At 58.6% G+C, this 17937-nt stretch carries 19 protein-coding genes; 14 read left to right on the plus strand and 5 right to left on the minus strand.

Going from position 1 to position 17937, the window contains the following annotated elements; translation table 11 throughout:
• The first annotated feature begins 1 nt into the window (after position 1).
• The 4 genes from QCE88_RS01455 to QCE88_RS01470 all read left to right on the plus strand — a co-directional run bounded on the left by QCE88_RS01455 (position 2) and on the right by QCE88_RS01470 (position 4973).
• Positions 2-2017, plus strand: a complete 2016-nt coding sequence (locus QCE88_RS01455) for a MacB family efflux pump subunit (RefSeq protein WP_309898562.1) — start codon at positions 2-4, stop codon at positions 2015-2017.
• Entirely contained in the window at positions 2010-3458 is a 1449-nt protein-coding gene (locus QCE88_RS01460; protein WP_309898564.1) for an efflux transporter outer membrane subunit, read from the plus strand. The genes QCE88_RS01455 and QCE88_RS01460 overlap by 8 nt, the downstream gene beginning before the upstream one ends.
• Positions 3459-3834: 376 nt before the next feature.
• Positions 3835-4173 carry a response regulator gene (locus tag QCE88_RS01465; RefSeq protein WP_309898566.1) on the plus strand — a complete coding sequence of 113 codons (339 nt, stop codon included), beginning with the start codon at positions 3835-3837 and terminating at the stop codon, positions 4171-4173.
• Positions 4174-4733: 560 nt separating this feature from the next.
• Positions 4734-4973 carry a hypothetical protein gene (locus tag QCE88_RS01470; protein WP_309898568.1) on the plus strand — a complete coding sequence of 80 codons (240 nt, stop codon included), beginning with the start codon at positions 4734-4736 and terminating at the stop codon, positions 4971-4973.
• A gap of 538 nt (positions 4974-5511) precedes the next feature.
• On the opposite strand, the gene QCE88_RS01475 is transcribed toward QCE88_RS01470, so the two are convergent.
• Positions 5512-5757 carry a hypothetical protein gene (locus QCE88_RS01475; protein ID WP_309898570.1) on the minus strand — a complete coding sequence of 82 codons (246 nt, stop codon included), beginning with the start codon at positions 5755-5757 and terminating at the stop codon, positions 5512-5514.
• Positions 5758-5865: 108 nt separating this feature from the next.
• Here QCE88_RS01475 and QCE88_RS01480 point away from each other — a divergent pair, with 108 nt between their 5' ends.
• Complete coding sequence (locus QCE88_RS01480; RefSeq protein WP_309898571.1) at positions 5866-6087, plus strand: hypothetical protein; 222 nt, start codon at positions 5866-5868, stop codon at positions 6085-6087.
• Positions 6088-6303: 216 nt separating this feature from the next.
• Here the strand turns inward: QCE88_RS01480 and QCE88_RS01485 are convergent, their stop codons facing one another.
• From QCE88_RS01485 to QCE88_RS01495, 3 genes are all read right to left on the minus strand, one after another.
• Positions 6304-7065: a YoaK family protein gene (locus tag QCE88_RS01485; protein ID WP_309898573.1), complete on the minus strand. Its 762-nt coding sequence runs from the start codon at positions 7063-7065 to the stop codon at positions 6304-6306.
• A 312-nt stretch (positions 7066-7377) separates the two neighbouring features.
• Positions 7378-8055, minus strand: a complete 678-nt coding sequence (locus tag QCE88_RS01490) for a haloacid dehalogenase type II (RefSeq protein ID WP_309898575.1) — start codon at positions 8053-8055, stop codon at positions 7378-7380.
• Between the two features lie 41 nt (positions 8056-8096).
• On the minus strand, positions 8097-8726 hold the full coding sequence (locus QCE88_RS01495; RefSeq protein WP_309898577.1) for an ABATE domain-containing protein: 630 nt from the start codon (positions 8724-8726) through the stop codon (positions 8097-8099).
• 143 nt (positions 8727-8869) lie between these two features.
• On the opposite strand from QCE88_RS01495, the gene QCE88_RS01500 reads away from it, so the two are divergent.
• The 3 genes from QCE88_RS01500 to QCE88_RS01510 are packed head-to-tail and all read left to right on the plus strand — an operon-like array spanning position 8870 to position 11525.
• Entirely contained in the window at positions 8870-9724 is an 855-nt protein-coding gene (locus tag QCE88_RS01500; protein ID WP_309898579.1) for an alpha/beta hydrolase, read from the plus strand.
• Between the two features lie 43 nt (positions 9725-9767).
• On the plus strand, positions 9768-10739 hold the full coding sequence (locus tag QCE88_RS01505) for a zinc-binding alcohol dehydrogenase family protein (protein WP_309898581.1): 972 nt from the start codon (positions 9768-9770) through the stop codon (positions 10737-10739).
• Positions 10740-10754: 15 nt separating this feature from the next.
• Entirely contained in the window at positions 10755-11525 is a 771-nt protein-coding gene (locus QCE88_RS01510; RefSeq protein ID WP_309898583.1) for an SDR family oxidoreductase, read from the plus strand.
• 125 nt (positions 11526-11650) lie between these two features.
• On the opposite strand, the gene QCE88_RS01515 is transcribed toward QCE88_RS01510, so the two are convergent.
• Entirely contained in the window at positions 11651-12610 is a 960-nt protein-coding gene (locus QCE88_RS01515; protein ID WP_309898585.1) for an AraC family transcriptional regulator, read from the minus strand.
• Positions 12611-12722: 112 nt separating this feature from the next.
• On the opposite strand from QCE88_RS01515, the gene QCE88_RS01520 reads away from it, so the two are divergent.
• The 6 genes from QCE88_RS01520 (at position 12723) to QCE88_RS01545 (ending at position 17936) form a co-directional block, all read left to right on the plus strand.
• Positions 12723-13262 (plus strand): carboxymuconolactone decarboxylase family protein, encoded by a 540-nt coding sequence (locus QCE88_RS01520; RefSeq protein WP_309898588.1) that lies wholly within the window; start codon positions 12723-12725, stop codon positions 13260-13262.
• Positions 13263-13298: 36 nt separating this feature from the next.
• Positions 13299-14699: an FAD-dependent oxidoreductase gene (locus QCE88_RS01525; RefSeq protein ID WP_309898590.1), complete on the plus strand. Its 1401-nt coding sequence runs from the start codon at positions 13299-13301 to the stop codon at positions 14697-14699.
• A gap of 892 nt (positions 14700-15591) precedes the next feature.
• Positions 15592-15978, plus strand: coding sequence for a hypothetical protein (locus QCE88_RS01530; protein WP_309898592.1), 387 nt, complete (start codon positions 15592-15594; stop codon positions 15976-15978).
• Between the two features lie 3 nt (positions 15979-15981).
• Complete coding sequence (locus QCE88_RS01535) at positions 15982-16188, plus strand: hypothetical protein (protein ID WP_309898594.1); 207 nt, start codon at positions 15982-15984, stop codon at positions 16186-16188.
• A gap of 573 nt (positions 16189-16761) precedes the next feature.
• Positions 16762-17451: a dual OB domain-containing protein gene (locus QCE88_RS01540; RefSeq protein WP_409018012.1), complete on the plus strand. Its 690-nt coding sequence runs from the start codon at positions 16762-16764 to the stop codon at positions 17449-17451.
• A 44-nt stretch (positions 17452-17495) separates the two neighbouring features.
• Positions 17496-17936: a DUF488 domain-containing protein gene (locus tag QCE88_RS01545; protein ID WP_309898597.1), complete on the plus strand. Its 441-nt coding sequence runs from the start codon at positions 17496-17498 to the stop codon at positions 17934-17936.
• The last annotated feature ends 1 nt before the right edge of the window (position 17937 follow it).

Consider the following 17937-nt stretch of genomic DNA (forward strand, 5'->3'; position numbering starts at 1 on the left):
CATGTCAGAGCCTCTTATTGAGCTTATCAACATCACCCGCAGCTACTCAGCCGGTGATGAGCGCGTCGTCATCCTAGACGGCATAAATCTATCGATCCATCCGGGGGAGTTTGTCGCAATTGTAGGGACGTCTGGATCGGGAAAGACATCGCTGTTGAATATCATCGGATGCCTCTCGCGTCCAAGTGCCGGCACTTACAGGCTGGACGGTCAAAGTGTCCTTGATACAGATAGTGAAAGGTTAGCACTGCTCCGGCGAGAATATTTCGGCTTTATCTTTCAGCGATACAACCTTCTTCCCCAATTGAATGCGTTGGAGAACGTCGAAGTGCCAGCCGTCTACGCGGGAACTCCTTCCGTCGTTAGACGGTCGCGGGCCGGAGACCTTTTGATTCGCCTCGGCTTAGGTCATCGGACCGCGCATCGTCCGAATCAGCTTTCGGGTGGTCAGCAGCAGCGAGTGAGTATCGCGCGAGCTCTAATGAACGGCGGAGCCGTACTCTTGGCTGATGAACCCACGGGTGCGTTGGACGCAAAGAGCGCGCACGAGGTGATGGACATATTCAACGCACTCAATCGTCAGGGTCACACCGTGATCATGGTCACTCATGACGAACAAGTCGCCGAGCACGCGCATCGAATCGTAAAGATTGAAGAAGGCGCCATTGTTGATGACAAGGTGACGCGCAAGGCAACGGCGATCTGCGCCGGCAGATCATCGTCTGAAAATTCGGATTGTACGATTTCGGCGATCACGGCGGAAAGAGCTGAGCCGACTGCTGATGCTCCCTCTTGCCACGTTGGGTCTCGAAGAATTTCTGCTGCTTGTCTGCAGGCTAGCATCGGGATTGCTTTAAAAAGTTTAGCGAAGAATCGGCTGCGTAGTGCCCTCACCATGCTCGGAATCGTGATAGGCGTGGCGGCGGTAGTGTCGATTGTTGCGCTAAGCATGGGTGCACAGAAACGCACACTGGACATGATCCGGTCGTTGGGGACAAACACGATCACGTTTTGGCCAGGCGTGGACTCAAACAACACAGACGCATCCTCGAAAAAATCTTTGACGCTTGCAGATGTAGATCTCTTATCGATGCAAAACGACGTCGATAGCGTTTCTCCCGAGATTGAGCAGTCGGTCCTGCTACAGCATGACGGCGCTCACGCCCGCGGAGAACTCCGAGGTGTCAATAAGGATTATTTTCGAGTTCGGGGCTTGAGCTTTCTGAAAGGCACTGGGTTCAGTGAGAGCGCGGCCGAAAAAAATTCTCAGATGGCAGTCATCAGTGATCGAGCGCAAAAAAAGTTGTTCGGTCGGTACGGAGAAGCCATTGGCAGTGTGATCTTAATCAACAATGTACCAGCTCGAGTAATTGGAATCGTTGAGGAGAAGGGCGGCGTGTTCTCTGACCCGAACGAATTAAACGTCTGGATACCAATTCTTGCCGCCAACACTCGAATAATTGGGCGTCAACTTCCTGATCGAATAGTGGTCCGTGTGCGGAACGGCCAACATACTGACGATGCGGAAGCACGTCTTAGCGATGTTCTTGTGCAGCGTCATGGTCGTAAAGACTTCTCTACGTTCAACGCTAACAGTTTCGCAAAGGTTTTTAATAAGACGGAGCACATCATGAGCATTTTGATGATTTTTGTCGCGATCACAACGCTTGCTGTAGGAGGAATTGGCGTTATGAACATGATGCTAGTCTCAATCAAAGAGCGCACCCGGGAAATCGGGATCCGCATAGCGGTAGGAGCTCGCCGAAACGATATATTGCAGCAGTTCCTCGCTGAGGCTGTATTTCTGTGTGTTTCGGGCGGATTGATAGGTCTGGTTCTGTCTCTCGGATTGAGTGAATGTGTCTCCTACCTTGCCAATGACTGGAAGATGTTGCAATCCCCGATCACCGCCGCGACAGCATTCGCGTCCTCGACGCTTGTTGGCGTTGTTTTCGGTTTGATGCCGGCTCGTCGTGCTGCTCGGCTCGACCCTATCGATGCACTTGCACATGATTGATGGCCAGCTGATGAGACTTTGCGAATGGTCTAGGAGGGCTTCTTTTTTGAGTATTGCCATTCTTGTGGGTGGATGTGCCGTGAACCAAACGCCATGGGTCCCGCCCGCAGAGCTCCCAGCAAAATGGAATGCTCCAACTGCGGTCGATGGAGCGTTTGTCGCGGCTGATTGGTGGCAGGAGTTCGGCGATGACGGCCTCGATCGGCTAGTTCGCCGTGTCCTAGCATCTAACACTGATCTGCTGATAGCGGCTAACCGCCTGCGTGAAGCGCGATTGATGGCGGCATCCACGTCGACTAATTTGACACCGGACGTCAGATTAGGCGGCAGCGTTCGTTGGGGCACGGAGTCTTTCACGATGGGCCGTATGCGTTCGCGCGGAGGAGACGTGACCGCGACGCTGGGTTACGACTTAGACATTGGCGGGAGGCTAGCAGCGGAGCGTGACTCAGCAAACTTGAATGTGAAGGCTGTGGAAAGTGACAAGGAATGGGTCCGACTTAAGATAATTAGCGAAACTTTGGAGAAGTACTGGAAGCTGGGTTTGCTCAACGAGTGCATGACTCTTGCGAAAGATCGGTTAGCTTACGCCAAGCGGACTTTAGCGATGGTGCAGGCACGATACGAGGCTGGAAGCGTTTCCAAGATCGACGTTGTCCAAGCTCAGCAGAACGCGATTGCCGTCAACACGACCATTGAGCGACTTGATAAGGAGCTGGTGGAGAATCGGAACGCGCTTGCGATCTTGTTGGGCGGTCCGCCCGAAGCGGCGGTTGACATCCCGGGTCGACTAGTCCGCCAGTCCCTCTGGCCGGTAGCTGCAGGCATGCCAGCAGACGTTATCCACCGTCGCGCTGACGTGCGTGAAGCGGAATGGCGACTGCGGAAGACGCTAGCGGATGTCGATGTTGCCCGTGCCAGCTTGTATCCGTCTCTCACGCTCACGGGTTCGATGGGTGAATCAAGCGCAAGCCTCGCGCGCTTCTTGGCCAACCCCGTGGCCAACGCAGGGGTAGCGATTGCGTTGCCCTTTGTCGAATGGAACCGAACGCAACTGAGAATCAGAGTTTCGCAATCGGAATTTCAAGAAGCCGCGCTCGTATTTCGCAAGACAATCTATGTTGCTCTCGCGCAGGTCGAAGACAGGTTGACGGCTACTGCTCAGCTTGAACGTGAGCAGGCTCAGCTGCAGGAGCAGTTTGAAAAGTCTCGCCAAGCGGTGCGCCTCGCCGAGGTGCGATTCGATGCCGGTGAAACGGACGCACAGCCGTGGTTGCGAAGCCAGCAGTCCTTGCGAGAGGCGCACGAGGCCCTTACTCAAAATCGCTTCAGTCGGCTGATCAACCGAGCCGCACTGCTTGTCGCACTCGGGGGTGGCACTGAGAACGCCCTATCGAAGGCACCTGACTCATCACGAGCGACATACTCGCAGGCGTCGTGAATCCACGTTGCGCCTGCGGCGTTGGGAAGAGCGAATCGCGAGTCCACCGCGAGAGTCTCAAGGTGCCCCATGGACGCTTCGCGTCCACGGTATTCGCAGCGTCCGCTTCGAAGATGAACGCTGCCATTTGCCTCGCTTCAGTAAGGCAGCGCCCCTGATTACCGCGGCTTAAAAGGCTGGCGATTTACGACCGTAGATGTTTGTTTCAGAAAATGAACGCGCCTACTCATCTCACGAAATCACCATCGATTAAATGGAGGAACTCTTGACAGGCTTTCGGCATGAACATTGCGCGGTTCAGAAACCAACGCTTCAGTACGAGGTTTCTGTGTTTCCAAGTCCGACAGCTGACGGCCGATCTATCAGAATACTGCTCGTGGACGATGAGCCAGACGTCCTGACTGCGTGGTCGATGATGCTCGACATGGAGGCTATGGCAGTAACCACTGCGCCGAGTGGGCGGGATGGACTAGCTAAGGCACGGTCGCATTTACCGGACATTATCGTTTGCGACTATATGATGCCTGGAATGAACGGGATTGAATTCTGCCGCGCCATCCGCGCAGATGTTGTATTCGATGGGGTGACAATCCTTCTCTGGTCGGCTGCGCGTAATATTGATACCAAGGGCCTTGTCGATTTCGTCGTTGAAAAGCCAGTCCGTGTTGAGGAATTCCTACGCTTCATTCGCCTTGCGCTCAGAATAGAGGGCTGACGCTGTGCAGTCGACGGCACACATCAGGACTCCTCCTGCGCATCAAGTATCTCGTTCATTGCGGTTCTGAAACATCACCGCGATGCCGGAAATTTGATGGAGCTTCGTGGCATTTCGGGCTGCTCCGCGTGCCAACGCGGAACAACGTATGGATGTAACCGTAGCTGCCGCATTTCCTTCGCCGCGGATCGCTTCCTACAGCAACCGCCGCGCGGTGCGGCGGTTGCACTCCGGCCGTTGACTGTCAACGCGGAGCCAACCAATCAGCAGCGCCCCCGGTCATCAATAACGCTCGGACTGACGCAGCTTTGGACACTTCGGCTTGACGGCACTCGTCGGACGCAGGCCGCTGTACAGTGTTTCGGAACGGGCCCGTGCGCCTCGCGATCTCGCGCCGCGAGATCTTCTCGCGGAACTAGATCCGCTTGATCTCGGCCAATATGCCCACTGTAATCACCTCTGTATCGCTTGGTTAGGGATGAGCAGGCAATACGGACCGAACGAGCAATCGTTGAGTCCGCGCTCCTAAAGGCCGAGCGCGATCTGCCGATATGCGGGACATGAAATATTTCCATGGACCCCTCGAAGCCCGACAATTTTACGAATCCGTAAAGGGCGCGGCGGAAATCACGGTCGCAGCATCCTTCGGTGCTCCGTTCGACGGTGGCAACGTGGCGCATTGCGCCGCTTTTATAAGGAGTCTGGATGCCTTGCTCGCCGACGACGAGCGCATGCAGTTCCACGGCTGGACGGCCTCAGAGTTGATTTGGTTCGCGTGTGGTGGACCGCGACGGGTTTGACGGGCCCTCAAACGCAGCATTTCAGCTTCCTGATGAGGGTGCGGCGCGCCGCAAAAATTTGCCGGAAACCTTCCCGCGCCATTCGAACGGCACTTTGCAGCGGTTGAAATTTTGCCTGTCCTTGCGGCGAAGCGTTTTATGGTCTTAGTGCCCCGGACTTTAAAGCGCGCGTCACCCACGAACTCGCCTTCTCTGTCGGTCGTCCAACTGTGGCATGGTGCTAGCTATGCTTGAGCAACCGCATCGGACTAAACAGCGTGAGCCAGCAAATGAACTCCGAACTAATAGATGCGCAGATCGCTGAGTGTCATCGCCAGATTGAGGCGCAAACCGAGCGGCTGCCAGGTCAGGCCCGTGAGGCACAATCGCCGGAGCACTCGCGACTGGTTCTGCTGTGTTTGAAACGCTCGCTCATGCCCCTGACACGGGCTCGCGCCACTCTAGGAACCGACGAGCGACGGTAGACTAAAGCAGGGGCAGTCTCGCAGGGGCAGTCTCGTCCTGGCGGCCACGCGTGGGCCGTATAGAACATTGGTCGTCATCGTGACGGACCCTTTTCTTCGCGCTCAAGTCGCTCGATATGCTCAATGATGAGCCGTCGATGTTCAATCATTGCGTTTAGAGTTTCCTGAAGCGTTGCCAGTAGCGTGATGGCGCTTTTCGTGTCGTGACCGTCCTGTTGGAGCTCGTTGACGATCTCGCTTTGTCGGAAGATTCGCCTGTGGGCTTGTTCGATGTCAATATCAGCCTTGACCAGGAATGCTTTTTCATCGCTGAGGTCCATGACACGTCTCCCTTGCGGAATCTAGAGCTGCAAGTATGAGACGTCCGGCCAAGAAGTGGCACAACGCGGCGCCGTTGCTACAATCTGGGCTCACATCCGGAGGCTGCTATGACAAGCGATCCGATCAGAGTGGGTGACCTCGAATTTCATATTGCCGTCCAACCCTTGCGCGGCGGTGGTTACACCTACGCGGTGGTCGAGGTCCACCACAACGGGCGGGAGATCATCGAAAAGCAGCACAATAGCGCGCTTCGTTTCGAGACGGAAAACGACGCTCACGACGGCGGAATGATGGATGCCAGGCGGCGTGCAGCAAAGGTGGGCGGCTAAAGCGGAGCAACCAGTCTCTTCGCGCAGGAGTATCACGAGCTGGCGCGCGACGTTTTCACAGCTCAAATCTACTGGGCAGAAGACGCGTAGACCCGAATGTTTCAGGTCTTTTGGACGTGTGAGGGGCCGTAGCGCTGGACTGCAGGTTGTCCAATGAGGCGGTCGCGGGGCGTGTAGCTCTTCGCAGACGCCGGTCTCTTGCATTTTGCTTGGGGATCAAGGACGGCCGCGCCGCCGGATTGCGCCAATATCGTCGATGACCGGCACCAGTGTGAGCATTATCAGTAGGCTCGCTAGAGGAAGCGCTGCGAGAAAGCCGAAATGCGAGAAACCGATCGCTCCCGCAAAGCCGCCCAGCACAAACATGGCTAGCAAAGAGCTCAGCAAGTAAAGTCGCGGGCGGTTGGCACGAACATAGTGTGATCGATCCGAGGTACGGCCCCGATTCCAGTACAACCCTTTACCAATTTCAATGCCGATATCGGTAATGAGTCCGGTCACGTGCGTGGTGCGGATTTCAGCTTTCGAGATCTTCGTAATCATGGCGTTCTGCAGTCCCATGACGTAACAGAGGAGGGCCACGGTGAGGGAAGTGTCCAGCATCCTGTGTGTCAAAAGATGTGATCCGACTAGCGCAAAGGCGACAAGAAGCGCGGCCTCGAGCAGCAGCGGCGTCGCATAAATGCTACTGACGAGGCGCAGGCGTCCCCAGTTGATAAGGATCGCCGCCGTCGCCGAGCCCGAAACGAAGGACGTCAGAGCGCATGCAGCTGATAGGACGAGTGTAGTTTGACCGAGTACGGCATTATCGCCGATCGAGGACACCAAACCGGACATGTGAGACGTGTACTGTCCAACGGCTAGAAATCCCCCCGCATTCGTCGCCCCGGCCACAAAGCTCAGGGTACAGCCAAGCCGCCGATTCCCTTGATCGGTTCGGTCCGGTGAAGTCAGACCACGAAGAAAAGCGATTGGCATAGGGCCTTTTGTTCTCTTAGCACGAAGGGTGAAAATAGCATGTGCGACAAGAAACGTGCGTGGGGAGGCGCTCCGCACACGGCATACTTGGACGATGCGCGACCGCCACGTGCTCGCTTCATCGCGGGGCGTCGCCGAGTGAGCATAATGAGGAACCGGAAGCGGTCAAAGACGCTCGGAGTGACGGGTAACGTAGCGACTCCTGTGTTTGGTGCTTGTGCCACGGTTCACCGACCAAAAGGACTTATGAGCGAATCTGAGACAGCGAACTTCGCCGCGGTGATGACGCAAGCAACGCGCGACCGAGCCTGATTACGCCTTGTCAAAGAGATAGAGCAACGCATCGAGGCCGGACAGTTCCCAGTCCGGCCGTTGCCCCATTTCCTCGAACGTATTGTCGCTGCGATTGACCCACGCAGTCGGGAAGCCGAAATGCCGCGCGCCGGTCGCGTCCCAAGCATTCGACGAGACGAAGAGAATCGACGCGCGCGAAAGACCGAATGCCGATTCAGCAAGTTCGTAGGCGCGATCGTGCGGTTTGTAGATGCGCACTGGATCGACGCTCAGCAGATGATCAAATCGATCGCGCAATCCCGCATGGCCGACCACGGAGCCGATGGAATGCGGCGAGCCGTTCGAGAGAATCGCGAGCCCGAGGCCGCGCTCCCTGAGCCGCAAGAGCGCCTCCGGGACTTCGGGAAAGGGCCGCAGCTTCAGATACGCGTCGCAAAGTGCCGCCTGCGTGTCGTCGTCCAGGTCGAGTTTCAGATGCTGCGCCGTATAGCGCAAAGCATCTTCCGTCGCATGCTCGAAGGTAACGTAGCGATTCATGAGGCTGCGCAACCACGTATATTCCAGCTGCTTCTGCCGCCAGATCCTGCTAATCTCGCGCCCGCGTCCCGGATACCGCTGCTCGCACTGATCGATGACCGAATGCACGTCGAACAGCGTGCCGTAGAGATCTAACGCAATCGCCTTGATGTGATTCATGCTCTTTCCCTCCATTGAACATCCGGATCGAACGCTAAGGCTCAACCGCCCTTTCCTATCCTGAGCCGCGCGCGGTGCGCAGCCACCTTCGCGCGATTCCCGCAGATGGCCATGCTGCACCAGCGGCGCGCATGCCCACGCGTGTGATCGGCAAACAGCAACGTGCACTTCGGGCCCTCGCACGCCTTGACGTACGTGAAGTCCTGTTCGCACACGAGCTTCGCCAGCGTCTCGACGATCGGCATCAGCAGCGACTCGGGCGTCGTGTAGCGGCGTTGCATCTTGAATGCAAGGCCGCTCGGCGTGCTCCCCTCGTCGACGATCGCGCCGTGCTGTTCGTCGCGCTGTAGCACGCCATTCAACGCTTCGAGTTCGCTCAGGTCCTTCGTCGCGAGCGGCCGCCCCTTTCTCTCCTGCACGAACGATCTGAACCATTCGCGCAGGCCGCGCGCCTTGGCCGCGATCTCGTCCAGCTCGGCGGGCGCGGTTTGCGAACGCATGTGCGCAAGCACCTCGGCGGGCACCAGTTGCGCCTGTTCGAGCCATGACAGAAGGCCTTCGCCGTCCGCGATCCAGTCGACGGGTTCGTCGACCGGCGTCGCGATCGAGTTGAGGAAATCGAGGCCGGGCGCATCGGCCACGAAGATCGCGGGAAGTGAGCGGTATTCCATTTTTTTAGCCAGGCGTGTTTCTACGATGACTTAATCGTAACCGCTAAAAAACGTCTTGACAAGTTACGTCGACACTTTGTAACCTCCCTAAAACGATTTTAGCAGTTACTCAACGAAACCACCTCACCCCGGGAGAAACGACCATGTCCGCTATTGCTCATCGCCATATCGACGTCGACGGCTTCAATGTGTTCTATCGCGAAGCCGGTGCTGCAGACGCGCCGAAGCTACTTTTGCTGCACGGCTTTCCGAGTTCGAGCCACATGTTTCGCGACCTGATTCCGCTGCTGGCCGACCGCTTTCATATCGTCGCGCCGGACCTTCCGGGCTTTGGTCTCTCCGACATGCCGAGCCGCGACAGCTTTGCGTACACCTTCGCGAACATCGCCGGCGTCATCGACCGCTTTACAGAAGTGATCGGCTTCGACCGTTACGCCGTCTATGTCTTCGATTACGGCGCGCCGACGGGCTTCCGCCTCGCGCTGAAGCATCCGGAGCGCATCACGGCCATCGTTTCGCAGAACGGCAACGCGTATGAGGAAGGACTGAGCGACGGCTGGAATCCGATCCGCGCCTACTGGCAGGAGCAGACGCAGGCCAATCGCGATGCACTGCGCCCGTTCCTCACGAAGGAAACGACGAAGTGGCAATACACGTACGGCGTGCCTGACGAGTCTGCTGTTTCGCCCGACGGCTACTCGCTCGACGACTACTACATGAACCGTCCCGGCGCGCACGAAGTGCAGCTCGATCTGTTCGGCGATTACGGCAGCAATGTCGCGCTCTATCCTGCGTTCCAGGCGTACTTCCGCGAGCATCAACCGAAATTCCTCGGCGTGTGGGGCAAGAACGATCCGTTTTTCCTGCCGCCGGGCGCGGAAGCATTTAAGCGCGACATTCCGCATGCGGATGTGCGCTTCTTCGACACGGGCCACTTCGCGCTCGAAACGCACGCGGCGCAGATCGCGGCAGCCATCAACGAATTCCTCGCTGACTAAAGCGCGGTCACATTACCGCGTTCATCTACCAAAGGAGAACATCATGCGTGCAATCGTCCTCGAAAAGTTCGGCGGTCTCGACAGCCTCGTCTATGCAGAGATTCCGGAGCCAGAACCGCTGGAAGGGCATGTCGTCATCGAGATCAAGGCATTCGGCATTAATCACGCCGAGATGCACATGCGGCGCGGCGAATGGGCCGAAGCGGCGAAGGTGAGCGGCATCGAATGCGTGGGCATCGTGAAGTCGTGTCCGGGCGGCGAGTTTCCCGTCGGCGCGAAAGTGGCCGCGCTGATGGGCGGGCTCGGGCGCACCATCAACGGCAGCTATGCGCAGTTCACGCGCGCGCCGGCGTCGAATGTCGCGCTGATCGAATCCGATCTGCCATGGGCCGAACTCGCGGCGATTCCCGAAAGCTATGCGACGGCGTGGACGACCCTGTTCCGCAACCTTGAAATCAGGGAAGGACAAACCGTGGTGATTCGCGGTGCAACGTCGTCTTTGGGGCAAGCGGCGGTGAATCTCGCCGTCAACGCAGGTGCGAAAGTAATCGCCACGACGCGCAGCCGCGAGCGCTTCGCGAAGCTCGGAGCAATGGGCGTGTCGCGCGTCGAACTCGAAGGACCGGACCTCAGCAAGCGGATCGCGGAAGCGAACCATATCGATGCCGTGCTCGACCTCGTCGGCAACAGTACGATTCTTGATTCGCTCGCGATGCTCCGGCGCGGCGGGCGCGCGTGCCTTGCGGGCTGGCTCGGCGGACTGGTGCCGATCCCGGATTTCAACCCGCTCCTGCAGATGTCGAGCGGCGTGTATCTGACCTTCTTCGGCAGCTTCGTGTTCGGCACGCCGGGCTTTCCGCTTTCGGATGTGCCGCTGCAGTCCATTGCAGCGGATATCGCGGCGGGCCGTTTCAATGCGAAGCCCTCGCGCGTGTTCTCGTTCAACGAAATTCACGAAGCCCATCGGGTGATGGAAGCCAACGAAGCGAACGGCAAGATGGTCGTCGTTCATTGAGCCGGGAGAAACCACATGGCCACTAAAGCCGCCATTGTCACGGGCGCGAGTCAGGGGATCGGGCGCTCGACGGCGATCCGCCTCGCACGCGATTTCGATTCGATCGTGCTCGTCGCACGTAATCGCGCCAATCTCGAAGAGACCGCCGACGCGGTTCAGAAGGCCGGCGCAAAGACGATCGAGATCGACATCGACCTCGCACGGCCCGAAGCCGCGCAACACGTCGTCGACGAAGCGCTCGCCGCGTTCGGCCGCATCGACGCGCTGCTCAATATCGCGGGCGCGGTGCCGCAGATCGACCTGTTCGACATGACCGACGAACAATGGGACGCCGGCCTCGGCCTGAAGCTTCATGGCGCGCGCAGGCTGACGGTCGCTGCATGGCCGTCGCTCAAGCAGTCGTCCGGATCGGTCGTGCTGATGTCGGGGAATTCCGCGCTGTTTCCGAAGGCGCCGTATGCGGCCGTCGGTACGATCAACGCGGCAATCGTCGCGCTGGCGAAAGCGTTTTCCGATCGCGGCATCGCGGATGGCGTGCAGGTCAATAGCGTCCTTCCCGGCCCAGTGATGACCGGCCGTCGGCGCTCATATCTCGAGCACTGGGCGCCCCTGCACGACATGACCGTGGAAGAAGCGACGGCGCGTTTCCCCGAAGAAGCCGGCATCGCGCGTTACGGCACGCCGGAAGAAATCGCGGAGTTGATGGCGTTCCTCGTCTCGCCCGCGGCCAATTGGATGACCGGCAGCGCGCTGCGCATGGACGGCGGCGAGGTCAAATCGGTCTGAAGAAAAGAAGCCAAAGGCTGGACGGATGCTTGACCTTTGGCGCCTACCGCGACATCGCGCCAGAAGCCGGATTGAAACTCGCGATGTAGCGAGCGAAGTTACCGATGTATCGCGCGGCAGCCCGTCTAGTCCTGCCGCGTCTGCGCATGCGTGCGCCGCCAGAGCGCAGGCGTCACGCCGAACTGCTGACTGAACGCGCGCCTGAACGCGGCCACCGACTGATACCCGACCGTCTCGGCCACGGCTTCGGTCGACACGCCAGGCTTTTTCAGCTCGTTCGCCGCCAGCGCCATGCGTACATGGATCAGCAGATCGCTAGGCGAACGTCCGACCTTCGTCTGAAACTGACGGATCAACGTGGCTCGCGACATATTGCATAAGGCCGCCAGATCGAGCAGCGTCCAGTCATGCGCTGGTTCGGTGAAGATCGCCTCCAGCGCCGGGGACAGTCGCGAATCCCCTGCGAGCGCCAGTAGCCCGGGGGGGGCTTCGTCGGACTCCGTGCTGGCGCGTAAGGTCAGTGCAAACAGCGCCGCTGACAGCGCGTTCATCATCGCGTGGCCACCGAGATTGTCCGCGATCGATTCCGCCCGCATCAGCGCGACGAGACCATTCAACTGATTCGATGCGCCGCCCGGTCCCGCGCCTCTCGACGTCGCCGTGCGCACGACGAGCCGTCCGGGCAGATACGCCCGCACGAAGCGGTCATGCGGCGGCGCGAGCACGATGCGTCCGCACAGCATGTCCAGATGCTCCCCCGTGCCCTTGTTTTCGCTGACGGTCAGGTTCATGACCGCGCGTTGGCGGGCTGGCTTCGGCCGCGCGCCGCTGCCGTCGCGAAGCGTGTGCGCCGATCCGTGCGCGAGCAGCACGATATCCCCGGTGCCGAGCGGCTGCGGCTTGCCCGCGCCGGGCGTCTCCAGAATGGCCGATCCGCCCAGCACGATGTGATAGGGCATTTCGCCTTCGTCCGAATCGGCGTAAATGACTTCCCACGGCGCGCCATACGAGCACCGCAGTTCCAGTTGACCGCGCACGGTCATCATGCCGAGCAGACGGCTAAGCCAGTCGATCGAAAGCGCCATGCTCATCTCCGTATGATACTTTCGAGCATGATATTGAATGTTTTGCGACTCAACAATCTCATCCAGCGAACCTAAAGTGGTGGCTCCTGACCACCACCCAACGAGGTTCACCATGAGTCGTATCGCTATTCCCGCACTCTCCGATGCAACCGGCAACACCGCCGATGCTTACGCGCGGATTCGCAAGATCGCAGGCGGCGGCGTGCCGAATCTGTTCGCGGCGCTCGGTCATCTCGCGCCCGTGACCTTGAATGCCGCGCTGGACGCCGAAGGCGCGCTAGCGTCGAGCAGTCTGAGCAAGCAGGATCTGGAGACCATCAAGCTGCTCATCAGCGAACTGACCGGCTGTGACTACTGCGTGGCCGCGCACGTGATGCTTGGCAAGATGGCCGGTCTGACGCCACCGGCGCTCAAGCAGATTCGCACCGGCCAGCCGACGGGCGATATCAAGCGCGATGCGCTGATCCGCTTCGTGCGGACGCTGCAAACGACGCGCGGTAAGGTCGACGAAGACGAGCTCGCCGCCATTCGCGCGGCGGGCTACAGCGACACGCAACTGGCGGACATCTCGCTCGCGATTGCGATGACGATCTTCACCAACACGTTTAATCGAATCAACGATACCGACGTCGATTTTCCGGCCGTCGAGTGATCGATCATTTCATCCGTCAGCACATTGGAGAAAGTCATGTCTCAGATTGAACAGTTCGATACGCTGATTCTCGGCAGCGGCCAGGGCGGCAAACTTCTGGCGTGGCATCTGGCGCGCGCCGGACAGCGTGTCGCCGTGGTCGAGCGGCAATGGGTCGGAGGCTCCTGTCCCGCCGTCGCCTGTCTCCCCAGCAAAAACGAAATCTGGAGCGCGCGTGTCACGCATCTGGCGCGGCATGCCGCTGATTTCGGCGCGATGACGGGACCGGTCAGCGTCGACATGGCAAAGGTTCGCGATCGCAAGCGCGGCATGGTGGAGCGGGAGGCGGCGTTTCACGTGCAGGCGTATGCGTCGAGCGGTGCGGAACTCATCATGGGCGTCGGTCGGTTCGTCGGGCCTAAGACCATCGAAGTGCGGCTCAACGATGGTGGCACCCGTACGCTCAGCGGTAATCAGGTCGTGGTGAACGTCGGCACGCACGCCGCGATTCCGGTCGTGCCCGGCCTGCAGGCGGCCGACCCACTGACGCACATCGGCGCGCTGGAGCTCGATCGCGTGCCGCCGCATCTGATAGTGTTGGGCGGCGGTTACATCGGCGTGGAGATGGCGCAGGCGTATCGGCGGTTCGGGAGCCGCGTGACGGTCGTCGAGCGCGGCGCGCGCCTGATGGCCCGAGAGGACGCGGACGTTGGCGAAGAGATGCTGCGCATCCTCCGGGCGGAAGACATCGACGTGATACTCGACGCGCAGACAATCCGCGTCGAAGGTCATTCCGGAACGCATGTACGTGTGGTCGTGCGGACGCCTTCGGGTGAACATACCGTGGAGGGCAGCGACATTCTCGTCGCGGCGGGACGCGTGCCGAACACGGTTGATATCGGCCTCGACCTGGCGGGCGTGCAGATCGACGAGCGCGGCTATATTCGCGTGAACGATCGCCTTCAGACATCGGCCGACGACGTCTGGGCGATTGGCGAAGCGGCGGGAAGCCCGCAGTTCACGCATGTCTCCGTCGACGATTTCCGGATCGTGCGCGACAACATGGCAGGCGGACATCGCAGCACGGGTGACCGGCTGATTCCGTACACGCTTTTCACTGATCCGCCTCTGGCGCGAGTTGGTCTCAACGAAACCGATGCGCAACGGGCGGGGATCGCTGTGCGCCATGCGACGTTACCGATGAGCAACGTGCTGCGCACCGAAGCGACGGACGAAACGCAGGGCTTCATGAAAGTGCTCGTTGGCGCGGAATACGACCGCATCCTCGGCTTTACGATGATCGGCTCGGAAGCAGGCGAAGTGCTCGCGGCGATTCAGACTGCGATGATCGCCGGGCTTCCGTACCAGAAGCTACGTGACGCCGTGATATCTCATTTGACCGTGGCGGAGGGGCTGGGGCCATTGTTGGCGAGGGTGCCCGAACGCGCGGCTACGTGAGACTTGTAGTCGGACGGTTGGGCTTGTTCATCGAGCGATGTCTGGCTAACTTTACTATGCCGTGTATCGCTGCGCGCCTGCTAAGGCGCGCGGGCGCTTTCTGCGGCGGACTGTGGCCGGGGTCCTCGATGGAAGGGTATTCGTATGCCTGGTAGATGCGATGCGTGATGCGCGGTTCCGTTGAGTGCGAAGGCCCGTATCGGGCGATCTGAGCTGATATCTGCGACTGGCCGTTCTCTTGAAGAGGCGACGTCCGACCTATCGCCCTGCGAGGGGCCGGTGAGGGTCGACTACGGAAGTCGACGCGGGGAGTCAGTCGTCGGCTTAAGCATCGGCAACAAACTCCCCGATTGCGCCATAAAACGTTTTTCGCTCGCATGGGCAATCGGTTGTTGAAACGGTCGGTTGCCTTCGGACAACGAGCACTTTGACGTACAAGGTCCGACGTAGCAGCGAATGTAGCATCGCACCCCGATGAATATCGCAAACTGCATTCGATTCGTCGCGACTGTCACAGGGCGGAAACTTCCGCGCGACAACCCGCTGACGTCCTCGACGTTGCCGTGTCAGCCTGCCTTTGGGTGCGCGGGAGTCGTGTAGCGCCTGCTCAGAGTCTCCATAGTGCGTTGACAGAGGGTAGGGGGCTTCGAATTTCTAGGCCGAATCCGACCGGGACCGACCATTCCGCCGGATTTTTAAATCCACAAAATTCAAGTTTGAGTTGCTACACGTAAGTGATTGATTAAAATAAGAAGTGATTTTTGATTGCGACGAATTTGCTCAAAATTTAGGCAGAAAAAATTGAAAAAACTTGCTTGCCCTGCCCGTGCGAGCAACTGGTCAACGGGCTCATACAGCGCGACATCGCTCGCATCTGCAGGGAGAGGTAGTTATGGCGCGTCCACGCACGCCAGCCAAAGTCTTGGAAATACGCGGCGCGTACAAACGGAATCCGAACCGGCGGCGTGAAGAGCCCGACGCTTCTGGTCCGCTCGGCGATCCTCCCGCATATTTTTCTGATGCCGAGCTTGCTGCATGGAACGACATCGCGAGCGGCGCGCCACGGGATGTACTCACAGCCTCTGATCGCATTACGGTCGAGCTCGCCGCGCGGCTGCTAGCCGATTCGCGCGTCAATTGGGCGGACTTCACGGCCGCTAAGCTGGCTCGCTTGGAGGCCCTGCTCGGAAAGTTCGGCATGTCGCCCGCTGACAGATCGAAGGTGGCGGGGGGCGGGAAAAAGAATGGTGACAACCCCTTCGCTCAATTGCTTGGATAGACCATGGATCAAGAACAAGAGATTGCACGGCTGCGCGCACTCGTCAATTTTGCAATCGTCTCGATGGAGGGCGCGAGCGTGATGCTCACGGCCGCCGAGGCCATTAGACAGGCTCCTCTCCGCGAGATGTCTGATGCTGTAGTCGAGGTTTTGGAGACAAGTGGGAAGAGGCTCCATGAAGCCCTCGGCGATGCGCCGACGGTGAACTGATGGCGTCGACACGCTCTAAGCGTGTCGCCCTTAGCTGCGCTGCGCCCACCACTGGCCGCGATGAGCGGGCTTACTCCCAAAGATGGGAAGCGATCCAACTATCTTGAGGATCCGACTGGGGACCGACCGACCCATCGAATTCTCATATCCGCGGAAAAAGCAAATAAAGGTTGGCACGGTTTTCCAACGGCAACCTGATGGTCTTAAGCCATGGATCGGTCGCCATCCAGTTTCGATAGCCAAGGTCCTGCAAGCGTTCGCTCAATGGCCGCTTGCCGGCTAGAAACTACCAGGGTACTGCCTTAACCCGGCCACTTGGAGACCTTCGCAACTGCGCATCTAACGCCCGCTTCCCAGCAAGTTTGACGGTTCGCAGACCCTGCACCGGTCTGACATACCTATCACCGTAAGGCCTACGTGCTGCCTCTAACGAGCAAATTTCTGAACACGAAAGTGTATTCTTTACCGAGCAAGCGGCACGAACTCGCCGAAGCGGAAAATGCTACACTTACAAAAAATTATACGTTCACCCGCGACGATTTTCCGCACAATAAAAAATGAAATGGGGCTGAGGTGGTAACTAAACGAATCATTTGCTTCGCAAATTCAACCAAGCGTGGTGCTCACTGCGTGGCAGGCCGAGAGATACTTCCGGGCAATGTCCTCGGAGGATGGGTCAGGCCGATCGGTACGGGTGATGAAGATGCACTTCTATTCAGCGAGCAAGCCTACGGCGATTGGACTTCCCCCCATATTCTCGACATCCTCGACGTGCATTTAGTGGAACATCGACCAGCCGGTTGCCAGACCGAAAACTGGCTCGTCGACTCGACGCAACGCTGGGTTAAAGTTGGTCAATACCAGCCGGCCGATATGGTTGGCCTGGTGGAAAATCCCGAGACATTGTTCGAAAATGCCGGCGATACGTACGCCGGACTAAACGACGAAATTCCGAACGTGACCGCCGACGCCCGGCCGGGTTCACTCCTGCTTGTTCGGGTGCCGGAACTGGAAATCGATGTGATCGCGGGCTTTCACGTCGGCACTACTAAGGTACAGGCAAGATTTGAGTATCGCGGCATTCGTTATTGGCTGACTGTGACTGATCCTGTCGTCAAGGCAGAGTTCCAGCCACGTGGAATCGGTGCGTACAACCTCGGCGTATGCTTAGTCTGCATCAGCCTGGCGATGCCGTTTAACCCGAACGGCGGCCAAGTCTATTACCGTTACAAACTGGTGGCCGGGGTCATCAGGCTAGCCTGAGCCCGCACATCACAGCTCGCCGAGCGGAAGGAAGAAAGGAGCATATGGACGTAGCAACGATTGGATTCACCAACAAGTCCGCGGAAAAGTTTTTCGGCCTGCTGCGTAAGGCCGAAGTGCGAACGGTGCTGGACGTGCGCCTCAACAACATTTCGCAGCTCGCCGGTTTTGCTAAGAGGGCCGACCTGAAATTCTTCCTGTCGGAACTGATGGGAACCGAGTACGTCGAACTTCGAGAACTTGCCCCGGAAAAGGACATGTTGAAGCGCTACCAAGCCAGAGAACTGGATTGGGATCGCTACGCCGACGCATATGTTGAACTGCTTGCAAAACGTCGCGTGGAAAGCAACCTCGACATCGACCTGTTCGATCGCGGTTGTATGCTGTGCAGCGAAGACAAGCCACATCATTGCCATCGTCGACTTGCGGCTGAATACCTCAACACTCGATGGGACAATAGGTTGAGAATAGCGCATCTTTGCTAAC

Source organism: Caballeronia sp. LZ035 (assembly GCF_031451175.1).
In the GTDB taxonomy this organism is placed as follows: domain Bacteria; phylum Pseudomonadota; class Gammaproteobacteria; order Burkholderiales; family Burkholderiaceae; genus Caballeronia.

Bases quoted from the DNA above. Each gene is read 5' to 3' on its own strand.
- QCE88_RS01520 (WP_309898588.1), top strand. From the start codon at position 12,723: ATGAGTCGTATCGCTATTCCCGCACTCTCCGATGCAACCGGCAACACC.
- QCE88_RS01525 (WP_309898590.1), top strand. From the start codon at position 13,299: ATGTCTCAGATTGAACAGTTCGATACGCTGATTCTCGGCAGCGGCCAG.
- QCE88_RS01490 (WP_309898575.1), bottom strand. From the start codon at position 8,055: ATGAATCACATCAAGGCGATTGCGTTAGATCTCTACGGCACGCTGTTC.
- QCE88_RS01500 (WP_309898579.1), top strand. From the start codon at position 8,870: ATGTCCGCTATTGCTCATCGCCATATCGACGTCGACGGCTTCAATGTG.
- QCE88_RS01545 (WP_309898597.1), top strand. From the start codon at position 17,496: ATGGACGTAGCAACGATTGGATTCACCAACAAGTCCGCGGAAAAGTTT.
- QCE88_RS01535 (WP_309898594.1), top strand. From the start codon at position 15,982: ATGGATCAAGAACAAGAGATTGCACGGCTGCGCGCACTCGTCAATTTT.
- QCE88_RS01460 (WP_309898564.1), top strand. From the start codon at position 2,010: ATGATTGATGGCCAGCTGATGAGACTTTGCGAATGGTCTAGGAGGGCT.
- QCE88_RS01470 (WP_309898568.1), top strand. From the start codon at position 4,734: ATGAAATATTTCCATGGACCCCTCGAAGCCCGACAATTTTACGAATCC.
- QCE88_RS01485 (WP_309898573.1), bottom strand. From the start codon at position 7,065: ATGCCAATCGCTTTTCTTCGTGGTCTGACTTCACCGGACCGAACCGAT.
- QCE88_RS01480 (WP_309898571.1), top strand. From the start codon at position 5,866: ATGACAAGCGATCCGATCAGAGTGGGTGACCTCGAATTTCATATTGCC.
- QCE88_RS01515 (WP_309898585.1), bottom strand. From the start codon at position 12,610: ATGGCGCTTTCGATCGACTGGCTTAGCCGTCTGCTCGGCATGATGACC.
- QCE88_RS01530 (WP_309898592.1), top strand. From the start codon at position 15,592: ATGGCGCGTCCACGCACGCCAGCCAAAGTCTTGGAAATACGCGGCGCG.
- QCE88_RS01475 (WP_309898570.1), bottom strand. From the start codon at position 5,757: ATGGACCTCAGCGATGAAAAAGCATTCCTGGTCAAGGCTGATATTGAC.
- QCE88_RS01495 (WP_309898577.1), bottom strand. From the start codon at position 8,726: ATGGAATACCGCTCACTTCCCGCGATCTTCGTGGCCGATGCGCCCGGC.
- QCE88_RS01455 (WP_309898562.1), top strand. From the start codon at position 2: ATGTCAGAGCCTCTTATTGAGCTTATCAACATCACCCGCAGCTACTCA.
- QCE88_RS01510 (WP_309898583.1), top strand. From the start codon at position 10,755: ATGGCCACTAAAGCCGCCATTGTCACGGGCGCGAGTCAGGGGATCGGG.
- QCE88_RS01505 (WP_309898581.1), top strand. From the start codon at position 9,768: ATGCGTGCAATCGTCCTCGAAAAGTTCGGCGGTCTCGACAGCCTCGTC.